Below are 13,535 nucleotides of genomic sequence, written 5' to 3' on the forward strand. Positions count from 1 at the left end.
TTCAGCGATAAAGCTGCTGTCCCGCCTGCGCCCGGCTATTTCAGCGTTTCCCTAGGCAGCGGTAGGAACGCTCTGGCACCGCGGATCAGCGGCGCAGATAGGCGGCGAAGTCGATGTCGCCGGCGGAGAGGATGGCCTGCACCCGGTTGTGCACGCCGAGCTTGCGCAGGATCGCCGAGACATGCGCCTTGACCGTGGTTTCGGCGATATCCAGGCTGTAGGCGATCTGCTTGTTCGATTCGCCCTTGGTCATGCGTTCGAGCACCAAGAGCTGCTTGCGCGTCAGCGCCTGCAGCAGCTCCGGCGGGATGCTGGGGTGGTCGGCGTGGTGGCGGTGGCCGCCGCTCTTCTGCGCACGGATGATGTCCGGCGGCAGGTAGACGTTGCCGTCGAGGATCTGCGCGATGGCCTCGGTCATCTGCGCCCGCGGCGAGGACTTGGTGATGAAGCCCACTGCGCCGTAGGTGATGGCCTGCAGCACGATCTGCTTGTCCTGCTCGGCGGAGACGATCACCACCGGGATGGTCGGCGCCTCGTTGCGCAGGTTCATCAGCCCGCCCAGGCCGTGCATGCCGGGCATGTTCAGGTCGAGCAGGATCAGGTCGAGATCGTCGTGCGCCTGGGTCAGCTCCAGGGCGCTGTCCAGGTCGGCGGTCTCCATGATCTCGCTGCCGGGGAAGCCGTCGGCGATGACGTTGTGGATGGCCTCGCGAAACAGCGGGTGGTCGTCGGCAATCAGAATCTTGTACATGGCCTTTCACCTCGTTGTTGTGATTATGGTGCGGCGTTGGGGATGAAGAAAGCGCCGGGCAGCTCGGCCGGCTGGGCGGGCACCAGGGGCAGGCCGGCCTGCTGCCAGGCGTCGATGCCGTCACGGTACCAGTACAGCTGGCGGTAGCCCAGGCGGTGGGCGCGGCGCGTGGCGTTCCAGCTCAGCCAGCAGTCGGAGCGGCAGTAGAACACCAGCGGCCAGTCCGGGTCGCCCTGGCTGATATTGCGCAGGTGGGTCTCGAAGTAGCGCTGCCAGCGCGGCTCGAGCCGGCCGTCGCCGGTATTGGCCAGCCACAGGCTGCCGGGCAGGTTGGCGTGGGCCTGGTCCTCGATGAAGCGGCCATTCAACCAGGGGCGGCGGTAGACGTCGATCAGGCGGGTGTGCGGCTGTTCGCGCAGCAGGCGTTGCAGGGCCGGGGTGTCGAGGGTGCGCGCGCCGTCGAGGGCGGCCGGAGTGGGGCTGCGGTATTGGGTCTGGCGATAGCCGTCGGCGGCGAACAGGGCGACCTCGGCCAGCGTCAGGGGCGCTAGCAGGCTGGTGCCGAGGAGCAGCCCCGCGTGCAGGGCAAGGCAGTGTTTCATGAGCGTGGGCCTCTGTTCTTTTTATGGGGGTATTAGAGGCCCGGACTGCTGCGTTGGAAATTCTACGATGGAGAGCAAAAGCAGTACCAAAGTAGTAGAAGTCGTAATGGCCAGCGGCCAGAAGTGGGCTCAACCCGTCTTGCGCAGCGCCGCGTGCTGCGGGTTGAAGCTGGCCACGGCGAGCAGCGTCAGCAGCAGGGTCAGGCCGCTGCAGATCAGCAGGGCATCGAGGTGCAGGCGCAGGTAGAGGGCGTTGCGCACCAGCTCCACGGCATGGGTGAAGGGGTTGAGCGCGCACAGCCAGTACAGCCACTCGCTGGATTCGCGCATCTTCCACAGCGGGTAGAGCGCAGAGGACAGGAAGAACAGCGGGAAGATGACGAAATTCATCACCCCGGCGAAGTTCTCCAGTTGGCGGATGCCGTTGGACAGCAGTAGGCCCAGGGCGCTGAGCAGCAGCGCCACCAAGAGCAGCGCCGGCAAGGCGGCGAGCAGGCCCCAGGCCGGCGGCTGCACGCCGTAGACCCAGGCGATGGCGAGAAAGGCATAGACCTGCAGCAGCGAGATCAGCGCGGTGGCCAGCAGCTTGGCGGCGAGCAGGAAGGCGCGCGGCAGCGGGCTGGTGAGCAGTACGCGCATGCTGCCCATCTCGCGGTCGTAGACCATCGCCAGCGAGCCCTGCATGCCGTTGAACAGCAAAATCATGCAGGCCAGGCCGGGCACTATGTAGGTGTCGTAGGTGATGTAGGTGTCGTAGGGCTCGATGATGGCGATGCCCAGCGCGGCGCGAAAGCCGGCGGCGAATACCAGCAGCCACAGCAACGGCCGCACCAGGGCGCTGAGAAAGCGCGAGCGCTGCAGCACGAAGCGCAGCCATTCGCGCAGGACTATGCCGCGCAGGCAGTGCCAGTAGGCGCTCATGCTTGTGCTTCCTTTGCGGAACCCACGGGATTTGTGGGAGGGGCTTTAGCCGCGAGCTCTTCGATATCGTGGATCTCGCGGCTGAAGCCCCTCCCACCATTGGGCCGAATCGCCTCGCGCACATAGCCGCGGCCGAGGGCCTCGTCGCCGGTCAGGCGGGCGAAGCTGGTGGCCAGGTCGCCGAATTCGGCGGCCTTGCCGCGGGCCACGCGCTCGCCGCGGTGCAGGATCAGCAGTTCGTCGCTCGGTTCGATCTCGTCCAGCAGATGGGTGGTCCACAGCACGCACAGACCCTGCTCGCGGCACAGGTGGCGCACGTGGCGGCCGAGCGCCAGGCGGCTGGCCGGGTCGAGCCCGGCGCTGGCTTCGTCGAGCAGCAGCAGGCGCGGCTGATGCAGCAAGGCGCGGGCGATCTCCACGCGGCGGCGGTGGCCGCCGTTGAGCGTGCGTACCTTGTCGTGCCGGCGCTCGCCGAGGTCCTGGCGCTGGAGCTCCTCGTCGATACGGGCGTTGGCCTGGCGCCTGGGCAGGCCGTGCAGGGCGGCGTGGTAGGCGAGGTTCTGCTGCACCGAGAGATCCAGGTCCAGGGTGCTCTGCTGGAACACCACGCCGAGCTGGCGCAGCGCCTGGCGCGGTTCGCGGGCCAGGCTGTGGCCGAAGATGCGGATGTCGCCGCTCTGCAGGTCGTACAGGCGGGTGAGCAGGGCGATCAGGGTGGACTTGCCGGCGCCGTTGGGCCCGAGCAGGGCAGCGAAGCGGCCGGGTGCCAGCTCGAAATCCAGACCATGCAGCGCCTGGCGTGCGCCATAGGCGAAGCCGACGCCGCTCACCTGCAGGGCGTTCATGGCGTTACCACCACGCCCCAGGGGTAGCGGCCGACCTTGATCGACTTGCTCACCTTGAGCGTATCCACGTCGATCACCGAGACGTCGCCGCTGACCCCGTTGGTGGTCAGCAGGCGCTGCTGATCCGGGGTAAAGGCCATATGCCAGACGCGCCGGCCCACCAACAGGTAGTCGAGTACCTCGTAGCTCTTGGCATCGACCACCGCCACATGGTTGGCCGGGCCGAGGGCGACGAAGGCGTACTTGCCGTCGCCCGAGAGCTTGACCCCCACCGGCTGCACCTTGTCCGGGTGCACACCCTTGATCTCGAAGCGCAGCACCTTGAGGATCTCGCGCGCCTCGACGTCCAGCACCGTGACCGTGCCGCCGATTTCGGCCGAGGCCCACAGGCGCTTGCCGTCCTGGTCGAACTCGACGTGGCGCGGGCGCTGGTCGACCAATGTGTTGTCCACCAGTTGCTGGGTGCTGGTATCGATCCAGTGCAGCATGTTGGTGGTCTCGCTGGTGTTGACCGCCCACTTGCCGTCCGGGCTGACCGCCATGCCTTCGGGCTCGACGCCCACCTCGATCTGCGCCAGCACCTCGTCGCTCTGGGTGTCGACCACGGTGACCAGCGCATCGTCCTCGTTGGAGATGTACAGCCAGCGGTCGTTGCGGTGCAGGGCGAACTGTTCGGGGTCGGCGCCGGAGGGCAGCTCCTTGACGATCTGGCGCGTGGCCAGGTCCATCACCTGCACCCGGTCCGAATCGCTGGCGCAGATATAGAGCAGCTTGTTGTCGGAGGACAGCAGCAGCCCGCGCGGGCGCATGCCGACGGCCAGAGTGGCGGTGACCTCCAGCCTGTCCAGGTCGATCACGCTGATGCTGTCGTCCTTCTCGTTGGACACATAGGCGGTGGCGGCCAGGGCCGAGTGGCAGGCCAGGCCGAAGGCGACGGCGCAGGCGAGAGGGGTAAGGCGCATGGGGTTGATCCTCTTGTTATGGTCGTTTGCGGCCGGGTTTAGGCGGGGGTTGATCTGTGGGAGGGGCTTTAGCCGCGACAGTCGCCGCTGAAGCGCCCCCCACAGGGGCTATCCATGCGGCGTACCGGCCAGATCGCAGCTCACTTCCGGGCGGTCGTAGCCGAGGCTGTCCATTTCGTTGTGCGGGTGCAGGAACCCCTCCTGCGGCGAGCTGCTGACCAGGGCGCGCGGGTGCACCAGCGCGATGGGCTGGCGCAGCTCGCCGTTCCACGGGCGGAAGCTCAGCTTGCGGCCCTTGAAGCCGTCCAGCGGCAGTTGTTCGTTCAGCAGCAGGCGGCGGATGGACTGCGGGTCGACGTCGCGCTGTTTGGTGATGGCCGTGGCCAGGCTGCGCACGGCCATCCAGGCGGCGAAGTCGCGGTCGTTCATCCAGCGTCCGGCCAGCTCTTCGAAACGCTTCTGCAACTGCGCGGCGCCGAAGGTCTCCACCGTCTTGTGCCAGGCGGTCGGGGTCAGGCCCTGGGTGCCGGCTACCGGGCGCGGGTACCAGGTGTTGTAGGGCAGGTACTCGCCGAAGTCGCCGCGCTCGTCGGCCACCAGCACCACGTCGTACTCGCTGGCCTGGGTGAACAGCGGCATCTCCGCCTGGGCGCTGCGGCGCTGGTCGTTGTCGAAGCTCCAGGGCTTCTCGGCGACTATCTTGTGGCCGAAACGCTTGGCCGCACGCCTGAGCGCGTCGGCGTAGGCGAGGTCGTCCGCGGTGTTGCCGGTCACCAGCAGCCAGCGCGTCCATTTGCGCACGGCGAGAAACTGCGCCAGGGCGTCGGCCAGCATGGCGCGGCTGGGCAGGGTGTGCAGCACGTTGCCCAGGCACTGCTCGCGGCGCAGGCCGTCGTCGGCGCTGCCGGCGTTGAGCAGCAGGCTGTCCGGTAGGCGCTGGCTGAGCTGGCGCAGGGTAGCGGCGGGGGCGTTGATCACAAATAGGCGAATGCCGGCCTGGTGCTGCCGCTGGGCGGCGGCGAGCAGTTCGTCCGCATCCTCATGCTCGACGCTTTCCAGGCTGTAGCCCTGCTTGAGGAAGCGTCCTGTGCTGTTGCTGTCGGCAATCGCCAGCTCGGCGCCGCGGCGGCCGGCATCGAGCGGCTCGGGGATGACATTGGACAGCAGCGGGCCGCGCGGCGGCAGGTGGGCCAGGTAGCCGATGCGCACCTGCAGCTCATTGGCGCAGGCGACGCCGGCGCAGAGCAGGGCGAGAACTAGCAGGGCGGACTGGCGAATCTGGCGCATGGGGCGGCTCCCGGTCGGATGGCCCCAGCATAGGAACAGCCCCCGCCTCGGGAAATATGCCCAAAGTACCAGTGCGCCGGTACCAAGGTAGTAAACCGCAAAGGTCGTCCGCTCCCTAGCATGGTCACCAGGCCCATAAAAACAACAGGTGAACCCCCATGCGCATCATCAAAGTCCTTACGCTGCCGCTGCTGCTGATCCTTAGCCTGCTCGGCGTCGACAGCCTACACGCCGCCGGCGACATGACCCGCCGGCCGGTTGCCTTGCCCGACCTGGTGCTGGGCAACGAGGAAAGCGACTACGCCATGTCGCAGAGCGAGTACCAGCTGCAGACCGGCCAGGCTTACCAGCTCAAGATCATCGCCAGCGGGCAGAAGGAATACGCCTTCCAGGCGCCCGAGTTCGCCACGTCCATCTACCTGCGCAAGGTCGAGGCCGGCGGCGTTGAGATCAAGGCGGTGACCCTCACCGAGCTGGAGTTCGAGGACGCCGGCGAGGCGCAGATCTTCTTCCTGCCGGTCAAGCCGGGCAAGTTCCGCTTCTATGCCAAGGGCCTGGAAGGCAAGGGCATGCTCGGTCACTTCGTGGTCAAGTAGCGTGGTCAAGTAGATGACCGCCCTCGGCCGCATCAACCTCGGCGTCAGCCTGCTGTTCGTGCTGGTGACCCTGGCCGGCTTGGCGCTGCTGCTGCGCCAGGCCAGCCACGACGTGCGCCGCGAGTTGCTGGCGGCCGAGGCGGTGGTCGAATACCTGGGCGAAGTGGCGCGCAACAACCCTGCCAGCCTGCGCCCCGAACTGACCGACAACCTGCGGCATATCCGTGTCAGCTGGCTGCAGCCGGGCGAGCAACCCAAGGTGCAGAGCGAGAGTGCCATCGAACACTGGATCGCCGAGCGCCTGCTGGGTTCATCGTCGCTGGTGGCCGACGTCTGGCCACTGGACGATGGTCGCGAACTGCGCATCGTCCTCGATCCCTTTGACGAGATCGAGGAGATCCAGGACTCGCTGCTGCAACTGCTGCTGCTCAGCGCCTTCGCCTTGGCCTTGAGCCTTTTGACCATCCGCTTTGCCGTGCGCAGCGGCCTGGGCGTGCTCGACGAGCTGCTGGCCGCCCTGGGCCAGGTCGGCGCCGGCCGCTTCGACATCCGCCTGCAACACCACGGCCTGGCCGAGGCGCAGCGCCTGGCCGGGCACTTCAACGCCATGGCCACCACCCTGCAGCAGGTGCAGGCGGACAACGCCGAGCTGACCCAGGCGCTGCTGGAGCTGCAGGAGCGCGAGCGCACGCGCCTCGGCCAGACCCTGCACGACGACCTCGGCCAGTACCTCAGCGGCATCCGCGCCCAGGCCTGCCTGCTCAAGGTGATCGCCGACCGGCCGCAGCAGGTGCAGGACACCGCGCGCCTGCTCGACGACAACTGCGAGCGCCTGCAGCAGGGCTTTCGCAGCCTGATCCGCGACCTCTACCCGGTGGTGCTGGAGCGTCTGGAACTCGGCCCGGCGCTGCAGCAACTGGCCGCCGACTGGCAGCAGGCGCAAGGCATTCGCTGCCGCCTGCAACTGAGCGAACAACTGCCAAGCCTGCCGCTGGCGAGCAAGGCCCATCTCTATCGGCTGGTGCAGGAGGCGCTGACCAATGTCGCTCGCCATGCCGATGCCAGCGAAGTGCGCATTCGCCTGCAACGCCGTGGCCAGGGCCTGCGCCTGTTGGTGCGCGATAACGGCCAGGGCACGGCACTGCCGCTGCGCCCCGGCATCGGCCTGCGCTCGATGCGCGAACGCAGCCGCAGCCTGGGCGGCGAGCTGCGCCTGCACAGTCGCCCGCAAGCCGGCTGGGCGCTGTGCCTGAATATTCCTCTGGAGGCAACGCGATGAAGGTTCTACTGGTAGATGACCACGCCGTGGTGCGTCAGGGCTACGCCAGCCTGCTGCGCGCCCTGTTGCCGGACGTGCAACTGCGCGAGGCGTGCGACGGTGAGCAGGCGTTGCAGCGGGTGCAGGAAGAGATTCCCAACCTGGTGATCATGGATATCGGCCTGCCCGGCATCAGCGGCCTGGAAACCACCCGGCGCCTGCGCCAGCGCCTGCCACAACTGCGCGTGCTGTTCTTCAGCATGCATGACGAACTACCCCTGGTACGCCAGGCACTGGACGCCGGCGCCATCGGCTACCTGACCAAGAACTCCTCGCCGGAAGTGCTGGTGGAGGCGGTCAAACGCACCTCCGCCGGCCACGCCTATATCGAGCAGCAACTGGCCACCCAACTGGCCTGCAACCCCGCCAGCAGCGACGGCCTCGACCCACGCCTGCGCGAGCTGACCCAGCGCGAGTTCGAAATCTTCGTCATGCTCGCCCGCGGCCTGCCACCCCGGCAGATCGCCGAGAAGCTATGCATCAGCGCCAAGACCCTGTCCAACTACCAGACCCTGGTGAAGAACAAACTGCAGATCAGCTCGCAGGCGGAGCTGGTGCATCTGGCGATTGATAGTGGGGTGGTAAGGGTGGGGTTGGAGAGTGCCTGATTCAGGGTGGGTTCGCGGCTGAAGCCGCTCCTACGCAAATCAGCGTTCGGCCGCAGACCGTAGGAGCGGCTTCAGCCGCGATGTTCATGAGCGCTTCGCGGCTGAAGCGAAATGCCTCCCAGCCGCTCCTACGGGGTAGAGGACGGGTTGGTGTTGGCTGTGCGCTCTGTTGGTGGGCTGAAGCGGATCGCCGCCCGGCCCGCCCTACGGTGTTTGGGTGGGCTTACGGGCGGGGATCAGTCCCAGCCCTTGGGGCATTGCACGCAGCCGGGCATGTTGGCGTCCTGGAAGTTGCCGAAGCGGGTGCGGGCACCGGTGAGGTTGGCGTTCTCTAGGTTGGAGCCGCCGAGCTTCACTTCCTGCAGGTTGGCGTCTTCCAGATGCGCACCTTTCAGATCGGCCTTGCTCAGCCAGGTCATTTCCAGATTGGCCGCCTGCAGTTGGACGTTGTGCAGCTTGGCGCCGGAGAGGCGGGCGAACTCCAGGTTGGCGGCGCGCATGTCGGCGCCTTCGAACTGCGCGGCCTGGGCGAACAGGCCCCAGCCGCTGATGGCCACCAGGCTGGCGCCGGACAGGTCGGCCAGGCGCAGGTTGCTCTGTTGCAGGCTGGCGCGGTTGAGTTTGGCGCCGCGCAGCTTGGCCTTTTCCAGATTGGCCAGGTCGAGGTTGACGTGGCGCAGGTCCGCGCCGGAAAGGTCGGCGCCGGAAAGATTCATGCGGCGCATGTCCAGGTTGCGCAGGTCGGCGCCGCGCAGGTTGGCGTTGGGGCATTGGCTGTCGGGTTCGATGCGGCAGCCGTTGATCTGCGGCACGCCGTCGCTCTCGGCGCCGATGGCGTGGCTGCCGATGACCAGTAGCAGAACCGGGATAAGCAGAGGCAGGTAGTTCATGGCAGTACCTCGGGGTGGTTATTGGTGAGGCGGTCGCGGCTAAAGCCCCTCCCACAGGCAGCGTGCATGGCGCACCCTACGGTGCGCCATGCGTTCAGCCTTTAGCGTTTGGCGGTGGTCTTGTCCCAGCTCGGCAGCTTGAACACCCAGAAGGAACCGCCCTGGGCGACCGGTTTGGTCAGGTCGGCCATGTCGCCACCCCAGAGAGGTACGGCACCGCCGTAGCCGGCGGTTACGCCGATGTACTGCTCGCCGTCCTGTTCCCAGGTAACGGGCGGGGAGATGATTCCGGTGCCGACCTGGAACTTCCACAGCTCCTTGCCGTTCTTGGCATCGAAGGCCTTGAAGTAGCCGTCGCCGGTGCCGGTGAACACCAGGTTGCCCTTGGTGGCCAGCACCCCGGCCCACAGCGGCAGGCGCTCCTTGTGTTCCCAGGCGACCTTGCCGGTGGTCGGGTTCATCGCGCGCAGGATGCCGACGTGGTCGTCATACAGGCGCTTGATACGGAAGCCCATGCCCAGGTAGGCGGAGCCCTTTTTGTAGGTGGCTTCCTCGGCCCAGTAGTCTTCCTTCCAGTGGTTGGCCGGGACGTAGAACAGGCCGGTGTCCTGGCTGTAGGCCATCGGGTTCCAGTTCTTGCCGCCGAGGAAGGGTGGGGAGACTTCGACCACTTCACCCTTGCTTTCACCGGGCTTGGGCTTGGGCGGACGCTGGCCTTCGACTTCCACCGGGCGACCGGTTTCCAGGTCGATGTGGCTGGCCCAGGTGATCTTGTCGACGAAGGGGAAGGCATTTTTCAGTTTGCCGTTGCTGCGGTCGACCACGTAGAAGAAGCCGTTGCGGTCGGCGTGGGCGGTGGCTTTGGTGACCTTGCCGTCCTTGTCCTTGTAGTCGAACAGCACCAGCTCGTTGTTGCCGGAGAAGTCCCAGGCGTCGTTGGGGGTGTGCTGGTAGAACCACTTCACTTCACCGGTGGTGGGGTCGACGCCGACCTGGCCGGAGGTGTAGAGGCTGTCGTAGTCCTTGGGATCGCCGCCGTCGCTGGTGCGCGCCCAACCGTTCCAAGGTGCCGGGTTGCCGGCGCCGATGATGATGGTGTTGGTCTCGGCATCGAAACTGGCGCTCTGCCACGGCGCACCACCGCCCTGGCTCCAGGCTTCCTTCTTGCCGGTCGGGTGGTTGGGGTCATCCGGCCAGCTCGGCGCCTTGATGTCGCCAGTCGGGGTGCTGTCCTTGCCATTGAGGCGGCCCATGTGGCCTTCGACGAACGGACGCATCCAGACTTCTTCGCCAGTCTCCGGATCGCGGGCGAACAGCTTGCCGACCACGCCGAATTCATCGCCGGAGCTGCCGTGGATGACCAGTACCTTGCCGGTCTTGCCATCTTTGACGATGGTCGGCGCGCCGGTCATGGTGTAGCCGGCCGAGTGATCGCCGAACTTCTTGTTCCACACCACCTTGCCGGTGTCCTTGTTCAGCGCCACGACGCGGGCGTCGAGGGTGCCGAAGTAGATCTTGTCGCCATAGATGGCGGCGCCACGGTTGACCACGTCGCAGCATGGGCGGATGTCGTCGGGCAGGCGGTGGCTGTAGGCCCACAGGCGCTTGCCGGTCTTGGCGTCGAGGGCGAACACGCGTGAGTAGGAGCCGGTCACGTAGACCACGCCGTCGTGGATGATGGCCTGGGATTCCTGGCCGCGCTGCTTCTCGTCACCGAAGGAGTAGCTCCAGGCCGGGGTCAGCTTGAACACATTGTCGGCGTTGACCTGAGCCAGTGGGCTCCAGCGCTGGGCGTTGGTGCCCATGCCGTACTGCAGCACGTTGCTGGTGGTGAGATGGTCATTGGCAATGTCGTCCCAGGTGACCGGTTTGGCCAACGCCCCCTGGCTCAGCGCCAGGCCGCCAGCCAGCATCAGGGCAAGCGCCAGGGGGCGCGGGGTGCTGGGTAGGTTTCTTGTTGTCATGGTTGTGCTTCCCGTTGAAGAAAGTGGTCGCCGCAGTGGCAAGCCGATGGTGGAACCCGGCCACCTTTGCGCCTACGGAAAAACTCCCGCCTTTGCCGGGAGGATTTCCCGGTCGGCCCATGACTTGGCCTTGCTGCCAAGGCATCGCCAACACCCCCTCACAAGCCCTACTACCAAGGGACTAGAACGCGACCACCAAAGCAGCATTCGGCGCGTTGCACGGCCTTTCTAAGATGGTCGCCACGAGCTCTGTAAGGGCTGTCTTGCGTGCATTAGATGAGGGCCTAGCCATGAACAAGAAGATCCAATCCACCCTGGCGCTGCTGTTGCTCGCCGCAGCGACCAACCTCTGGGCGCACGGTGATGTGGTACCGCAGGCGGTGAACACCGATGGCCTGGAACCGCTCGGTGAGCAATGGCTGGACGAGAACCCCTATCGCGACAACCCGCGCGCCATCGAGATCGGCTCTTCTGCCTACAACCAGAACTGCGCCGCCTGCCACGGCCTGGAAGCCAAGTCCGGCGGTATCGCCCCGGACCTGCGCCTGCTCGAGCTGGGTGCCATGGGTGACGAGTGGTACAAGGAACGGGTGATCAACGGTGCGGTGCGCGATGGCCGCGTGTACATGCCGAAGATGGCCGACTTCCTCAGCCAGGAAGCGCTGTGGGCGGTGCGTACCTATCTGGAGAGCGTGCACGTCGAGGAGTAAGCGCTTGATGATAAATCTGCTGCGCTCGGCATCTCGCGCTCCGGCGGTGCTCGCAATGCTCATGTATTTCAATACATTCCGCTTGCTGCGCGCAGGCTCAGCGCGACCTGCCATTGCTGGCGACGATTTCTTCATAAGCGCTCGCGTCATGCGCCGGCTGATTCTCCTGTGTGGCCTGCTGCTAGGCCTGGGCACTGCCCAGGCGCAGGTGCGCGACTTCGATCGCATCAGCGAGTCGGGCACCCTGCGCGTGGCGCTGTACCAGAACTTCCCGCCCTACAGCTACGAGCAGGACGGTCAGCCGCGTGGCGTCGACTACGAGCTGGCCAAGGCGTTGGCCGAAGGGCTTGGGCTGCAGCTGGAAGTGATGTGGGCGCCGCCGGGTGAAAAGCTCGATGATGATCTGCGCGACTATATCTGGCGCGGCCGCGTCACCGCGCAGGGCGAGCTGGCCGACCTGATGCTGCGCGTGCCCTACGACCGCGAGTTCTCCTACAAGCGCAACGAGCTGGGCGAGCTGATCAACGAGCTGGTGGTGATGTTCGGCCCTTACCAGCGCGAGCGCTGGCAGTTGGCCCATGACCGCCGCCGGCTGGCCGAGGTGCCGAGCATCGCCGTGCTGCGCCAGCATCCGGTGGGGGTGGAGGTGGAGAGCGTGCCCTCGTTCTACCTCAGCTCGTTCAAGGGCGGCATGCTCAGCAAGCAGGCCCATCACTACCCGACGCCGCAGCTAGCCTTCGCCGCCATGCGGGCCGGCGAGGTGGATGCGGTGATGGCGCTGCGTGGCGAGGTGGACTGGCTGGTGCACGAGGCCGATGACCCGCAACTGGCACTGGCCGAGAACGCCTACCCGGACATGGGCCGGCAGATCTGGGAAATTGGCATGGCGGTGCACGAAAGCAATCGCCAGCTGGCCTACGCGGTCGAGGAGCAGCTGGAAAACCTGATCCTCGATGGCTCGCTCGAGCGCCTGTATGCGCGCTACGGGCTGCGCTACGAGAAGCCTGAACAATACCAATAGGGCGCGAGCCGGAGGTGGACGATGGATTGGCGGACCCTGGTGTTGCTGGCCCTGTTTGCCTGGGCCTGGGAAGCGCGGGCCGCCGCGCCCGATCCGATCAGCTCGGTGATGTGGGACTACCATCACCAGCGCCTGCTGGGCGGGGAGCCTTTCGTCTTCGACGACCAGATTCGCCTCGAGGTGCCGCCCTTCGCCGAGGACGCGCGCCAGGTGCCGATCCAGATCGACGCCAGCGCCTACCGCGGCAGGGTCAAGCGCATCCTGGCCTGGGCCGAGCTCAATCCCATCGCGCAGATCTTCGACTTCGCACCGGGCGAGCTGCTGGAGCCGAGCCTGGCCATTCGCATTCGCGTCGAACAGGCCACGCCGATCCGCGCTGCGGTGCTGACCGACGATGGCCTCTGGCATATCGGCTCGGCGCAGGTGGATGCCGCCGGCGGCGGCTGCACGGCGCCCAGCGTGGTGCGCGCCGAAGCCGGTTGGGAGGAGCGCCTGGGCCAGGTGCTGGGAAAGCGCTTCGTGCGTGGCGAGCACAGCCGCCTGCGTTTGCAGGTTTCCCACCCGATGGACAACGGCCTGGTCGGCGGCATCCCCGAGTTCTACATCGAGCAGGCCGAACTGCGCGGCGAGGACGGGCAGGTGCTGGGACGTATCGAGCTGTTCCCGGCAGTCAGTGAGAACCCCACGCTGAGCTTCGACCTGCGCGGCAAGCAGCCTGCCGCGCTGTGGTTGCGCGACAACAACGGCAACGAATTCCAGGCCGCGTTCTGACCAGGGCTCTATTCGCCGCGGGGCGCGGCTCCTACAAGAAGCCGGAGCACGTAGGTTGGGTTGAGCACGTAGGTTGGGTTGAGGTGCGTAGCGCCGAAGCCCAACGTGCCATGTCGCGAGATACCGTGGCGCCATGCGGCGTTGGGCTTCGCTGTGCTCAGCGCCAACCTACCGACGCAGGCCACCAGTTGGGTCCACCGTAATACGCGGTGGGGGCACGTAGGTTGGGTTGAGATGCGTAGCGCCGAAGCCCAACGCGCCATGTCGCGAGATGCCGTGCTGCAACACG

Annotated in this window: 14 protein-coding genes; 6 read left to right on the plus strand and 8 right to left on the minus strand. The window is 66.4% G+C overall.

Translation table 11 applies throughout. From position 1 onward, the window contains the following. Positions 1 to 85: 85 nt before the first annotated feature. The 6 genes from ACIGKL_RS23310 to ACIGKL_RS23335 all read right to left on the minus strand — a co-directional run bounded on the left by ACIGKL_RS23310 (position 86) and on the right by ACIGKL_RS23335 (position 5,368). Positions 86 to 751: a response regulator gene (locus tag ACIGKL_RS23310; RefSeq protein WP_397488740.1), complete on the minus strand. Its 666-nt coding sequence runs from the start codon at positions 749 to 751 to the stop codon at positions 86 to 88. Positions 752 to 774: 23 nt separating this feature from the next. After that, complete coding sequence (locus tag ACIGKL_RS23315) at positions 775 to 1,353, minus strand: PQQ-dependent catabolism-associated CXXCW motif protein (protein WP_397488741.1); 579 nt, start codon at positions 1,351 to 1,353, stop codon at positions 775 to 777. Between the two features lie 129 nt (positions 1,354 to 1,482). Continuing rightward, the gene (locus tag ACIGKL_RS23320) at positions 1,483 to 2,274 is read right to left on the minus strand and encodes an ABC transporter permease (protein WP_397488742.1); all 792 of its coding nucleotides are present in this window, start codon (positions 2,272 to 2,274) and stop codon (positions 1,483 to 1,485) included. Continuing rightward, a complete protein-coding gene (locus tag ACIGKL_RS23325; RefSeq protein WP_397488743.1) occupies positions 2,271 to 3,119 on the minus strand; it encodes an ABC transporter ATP-binding protein in 849 nt (282 codons plus the stop codon). The genes ACIGKL_RS23320 and ACIGKL_RS23325 overlap by 4 nt, the downstream gene beginning before the upstream one ends. Next, complete coding sequence (locus tag ACIGKL_RS23330) at positions 3,116 to 4,081, minus strand: YVTN family beta-propeller repeat protein (protein ID WP_397488744.1); 966 nt, start codon at positions 4,079 to 4,081, stop codon at positions 3,116 to 3,118. The genes ACIGKL_RS23325 and ACIGKL_RS23330 overlap by 4 nt, the downstream gene beginning before the upstream one ends. 108 nt (positions 4,082 to 4,189) lie before the next feature. Next, positions 4,190 to 5,368 (minus strand): ABC transporter substrate-binding protein, encoded by a 1,179-nt coding sequence (locus tag ACIGKL_RS23335; protein ID WP_397488745.1) that lies wholly within the window; start codon positions 5,366 to 5,368, stop codon positions 4,190 to 4,192. A 158-nt stretch (positions 5,369 to 5,526) separates the two neighbouring features. Here ACIGKL_RS23335 and ACIGKL_RS23340 point away from each other — a divergent pair, with 158 nt between their 5' ends. From ACIGKL_RS23340 to ACIGKL_RS23350, 3 genes are read left to right on the plus strand one after another with little or no spacing between them, the layout of a single operon-like run. Further along, entirely contained in the window at positions 5,527 to 5,964 is a 438-nt protein-coding gene (locus tag ACIGKL_RS23340) for a copper-binding protein (RefSeq protein WP_397488746.1), read from the plus strand. Positions 5,965 to 5,977: 13 nt separating this feature from the next. Further along, a complete protein-coding gene (locus tag ACIGKL_RS23345) occupies positions 5,978 to 7,243 on the plus strand; it encodes a HAMP domain-containing sensor histidine kinase (RefSeq protein WP_397488747.1) in 1,266 nt (421 codons plus the stop codon). Next, positions 7,240 to 7,890, plus strand: coding sequence for a response regulator (locus tag ACIGKL_RS23350; RefSeq protein ID WP_397488748.1), 651 nt, complete (start codon positions 7,240 to 7,242; stop codon positions 7,888 to 7,890). The genes ACIGKL_RS23345 and ACIGKL_RS23350 overlap by 4 nt, the downstream gene beginning before the upstream one ends. A 236-nt stretch (positions 7,891 to 8,126) precedes the next feature. Here the strand turns inward: ACIGKL_RS23350 and ACIGKL_RS23355 are convergent, their stop codons facing one another. Together ACIGKL_RS23355 and exaA are read right to left on the minus strand one after the other, a co-directional pair. Beyond that, the gene (locus tag ACIGKL_RS23355; protein ID WP_397488749.1) at positions 8,127 to 8,780 is read right to left on the minus strand and encodes a pentapeptide repeat-containing protein; all 654 of its coding nucleotides are present in this window, start codon (positions 8,778 to 8,780) and stop codon (positions 8,127 to 8,129) included. A gap of 101 nt (positions 8,781 to 8,881) precedes the next feature. After that, positions 8,882 to 10,744: a quinoprotein ethanol dehydrogenase gene (gene exaA / locus ACIGKL_RS23360; RefSeq protein ID WP_397488750.1), complete on the minus strand. Its 1,863-nt coding sequence runs from the start codon at positions 10,742 to 10,744 to the stop codon at positions 8,882 to 8,884. Positions 10,745 to 11,034: 290 nt separating this feature from the next. Between exaA and pedF the strand changes: the two genes are divergently transcribed. The 3 genes from pedF to ACIGKL_RS23375 all read left to right on the plus strand — a co-directional run bounded on the left by pedF (position 11,035) and on the right by ACIGKL_RS23375 (position 13,246). Then, on the plus strand, positions 11,035 to 11,454 hold the full coding sequence (gene pedF / locus ACIGKL_RS23365; RefSeq protein WP_397488751.1) for a cytochrome c-550 PedF: 420 nt from the start codon (positions 11,035 to 11,037) through the stop codon (positions 11,452 to 11,454). Between the two features lie 148 nt (positions 11,455 to 11,602). Continuing rightward, positions 11,603 to 12,475, plus strand: coding sequence for a substrate-binding periplasmic protein (locus ACIGKL_RS23370; RefSeq protein WP_397488752.1), 873 nt, complete (start codon positions 11,603 to 11,605; stop codon positions 12,473 to 12,475). A gap of 21 nt (positions 12,476 to 12,496) precedes the next feature. Then, positions 12,497 to 13,246 carry a quinoprotein dehydrogenase-associated SoxYZ-like carrier gene (locus ACIGKL_RS23375; RefSeq protein ID WP_397488753.1) on the plus strand — a complete coding sequence of 250 codons (750 nt, stop codon included), beginning with the start codon at positions 12,497 to 12,499 and terminating at the stop codon, positions 13,244 to 13,246. The last annotated feature ends 289 nt before the right edge of the window (positions 13,247 to 13,535 follow it).

This window comes from Pseudomonas sp. NPDC077186, assembly GCF_044543505.1.
Classification (GTDB): domain Bacteria; phylum Pseudomonadota; class Gammaproteobacteria; order Pseudomonadales; family Pseudomonadaceae; genus Aquipseudomonas.

Excerpts from the sequence above, each read along its gene's own strand:
- ACIGKL_RS23310 (WP_397488740.1), bottom strand. The coding sequence starts at position 751 with ATGTACAAGATTCTGATTGCCGACGACCACCCGCTGTTTCGCGAGGCC.
- ACIGKL_RS23315 (WP_397488741.1), bottom strand. The coding sequence starts at position 1,353 with ATGAAACACTGCCTTGCCCTGCACGCGGGGCTGCTCCTCGGCACCAGC.
- ACIGKL_RS23320 (WP_397488742.1), bottom strand. The coding sequence starts at position 2,274 with ATGAGCGCCTACTGGCACTGCCTGCGCGGCATAGTCCTGCGCGAATGG.
- ACIGKL_RS23325 (WP_397488743.1), bottom strand. The coding sequence starts at position 3,119 with ATGAACGCCCTGCAGGTGAGCGGCGTCGGCTTCGCCTATGGCGCACGC.
- ACIGKL_RS23330 (WP_397488744.1), bottom strand. The coding sequence starts at position 4,081 with ATGCGCCTTACCCCTCTCGCCTGCGCCGTCGCCTTCGGCCTGGCCTGC.
- ACIGKL_RS23335 (WP_397488745.1), bottom strand. The coding sequence starts at position 5,368 with ATGCGCCAGATTCGCCAGTCCGCCCTGCTAGTTCTCGCCCTGCTCTGC.
- ACIGKL_RS23340 (WP_397488746.1), top strand. The coding sequence starts at position 5,527 with ATGCGCATCATCAAAGTCCTTACGCTGCCGCTGCTGCTGATCCTTAGC.
- ACIGKL_RS23345 (WP_397488747.1), top strand. The coding sequence starts at position 5,978 with ATGACCGCCCTCGGCCGCATCAACCTCGGCGTCAGCCTGCTGTTCGTG.
- ACIGKL_RS23350 (WP_397488748.1), top strand. The coding sequence starts at position 7,240 with ATGAAGGTTCTACTGGTAGATGACCACGCCGTGGTGCGTCAGGGCTAC.
- ACIGKL_RS23355 (WP_397488749.1), bottom strand. The coding sequence starts at position 8,780 with ATGAACTACCTGCCTCTGCTTATCCCGGTTCTGCTACTGGTCATCGGC.
- exaA (WP_397488750.1), bottom strand. The coding sequence starts at position 10,744 with ATGACAACAAGAAACCTACCCAGCACCCCGCGCCCCCTGGCGCTTGCC.
- pedF (WP_397488751.1), top strand. The coding sequence starts at position 11,035 with ATGAACAAGAAGATCCAATCCACCCTGGCGCTGCTGTTGCTCGCCGCA.
- ACIGKL_RS23370 (WP_397488752.1), top strand. The coding sequence starts at position 11,603 with ATGCGCCGGCTGATTCTCCTGTGTGGCCTGCTGCTAGGCCTGGGCACT.
- ACIGKL_RS23375 (WP_397488753.1), top strand. The coding sequence starts at position 12,497 with ATGGATTGGCGGACCCTGGTGTTGCTGGCCCTGTTTGCCTGGGCCTGG.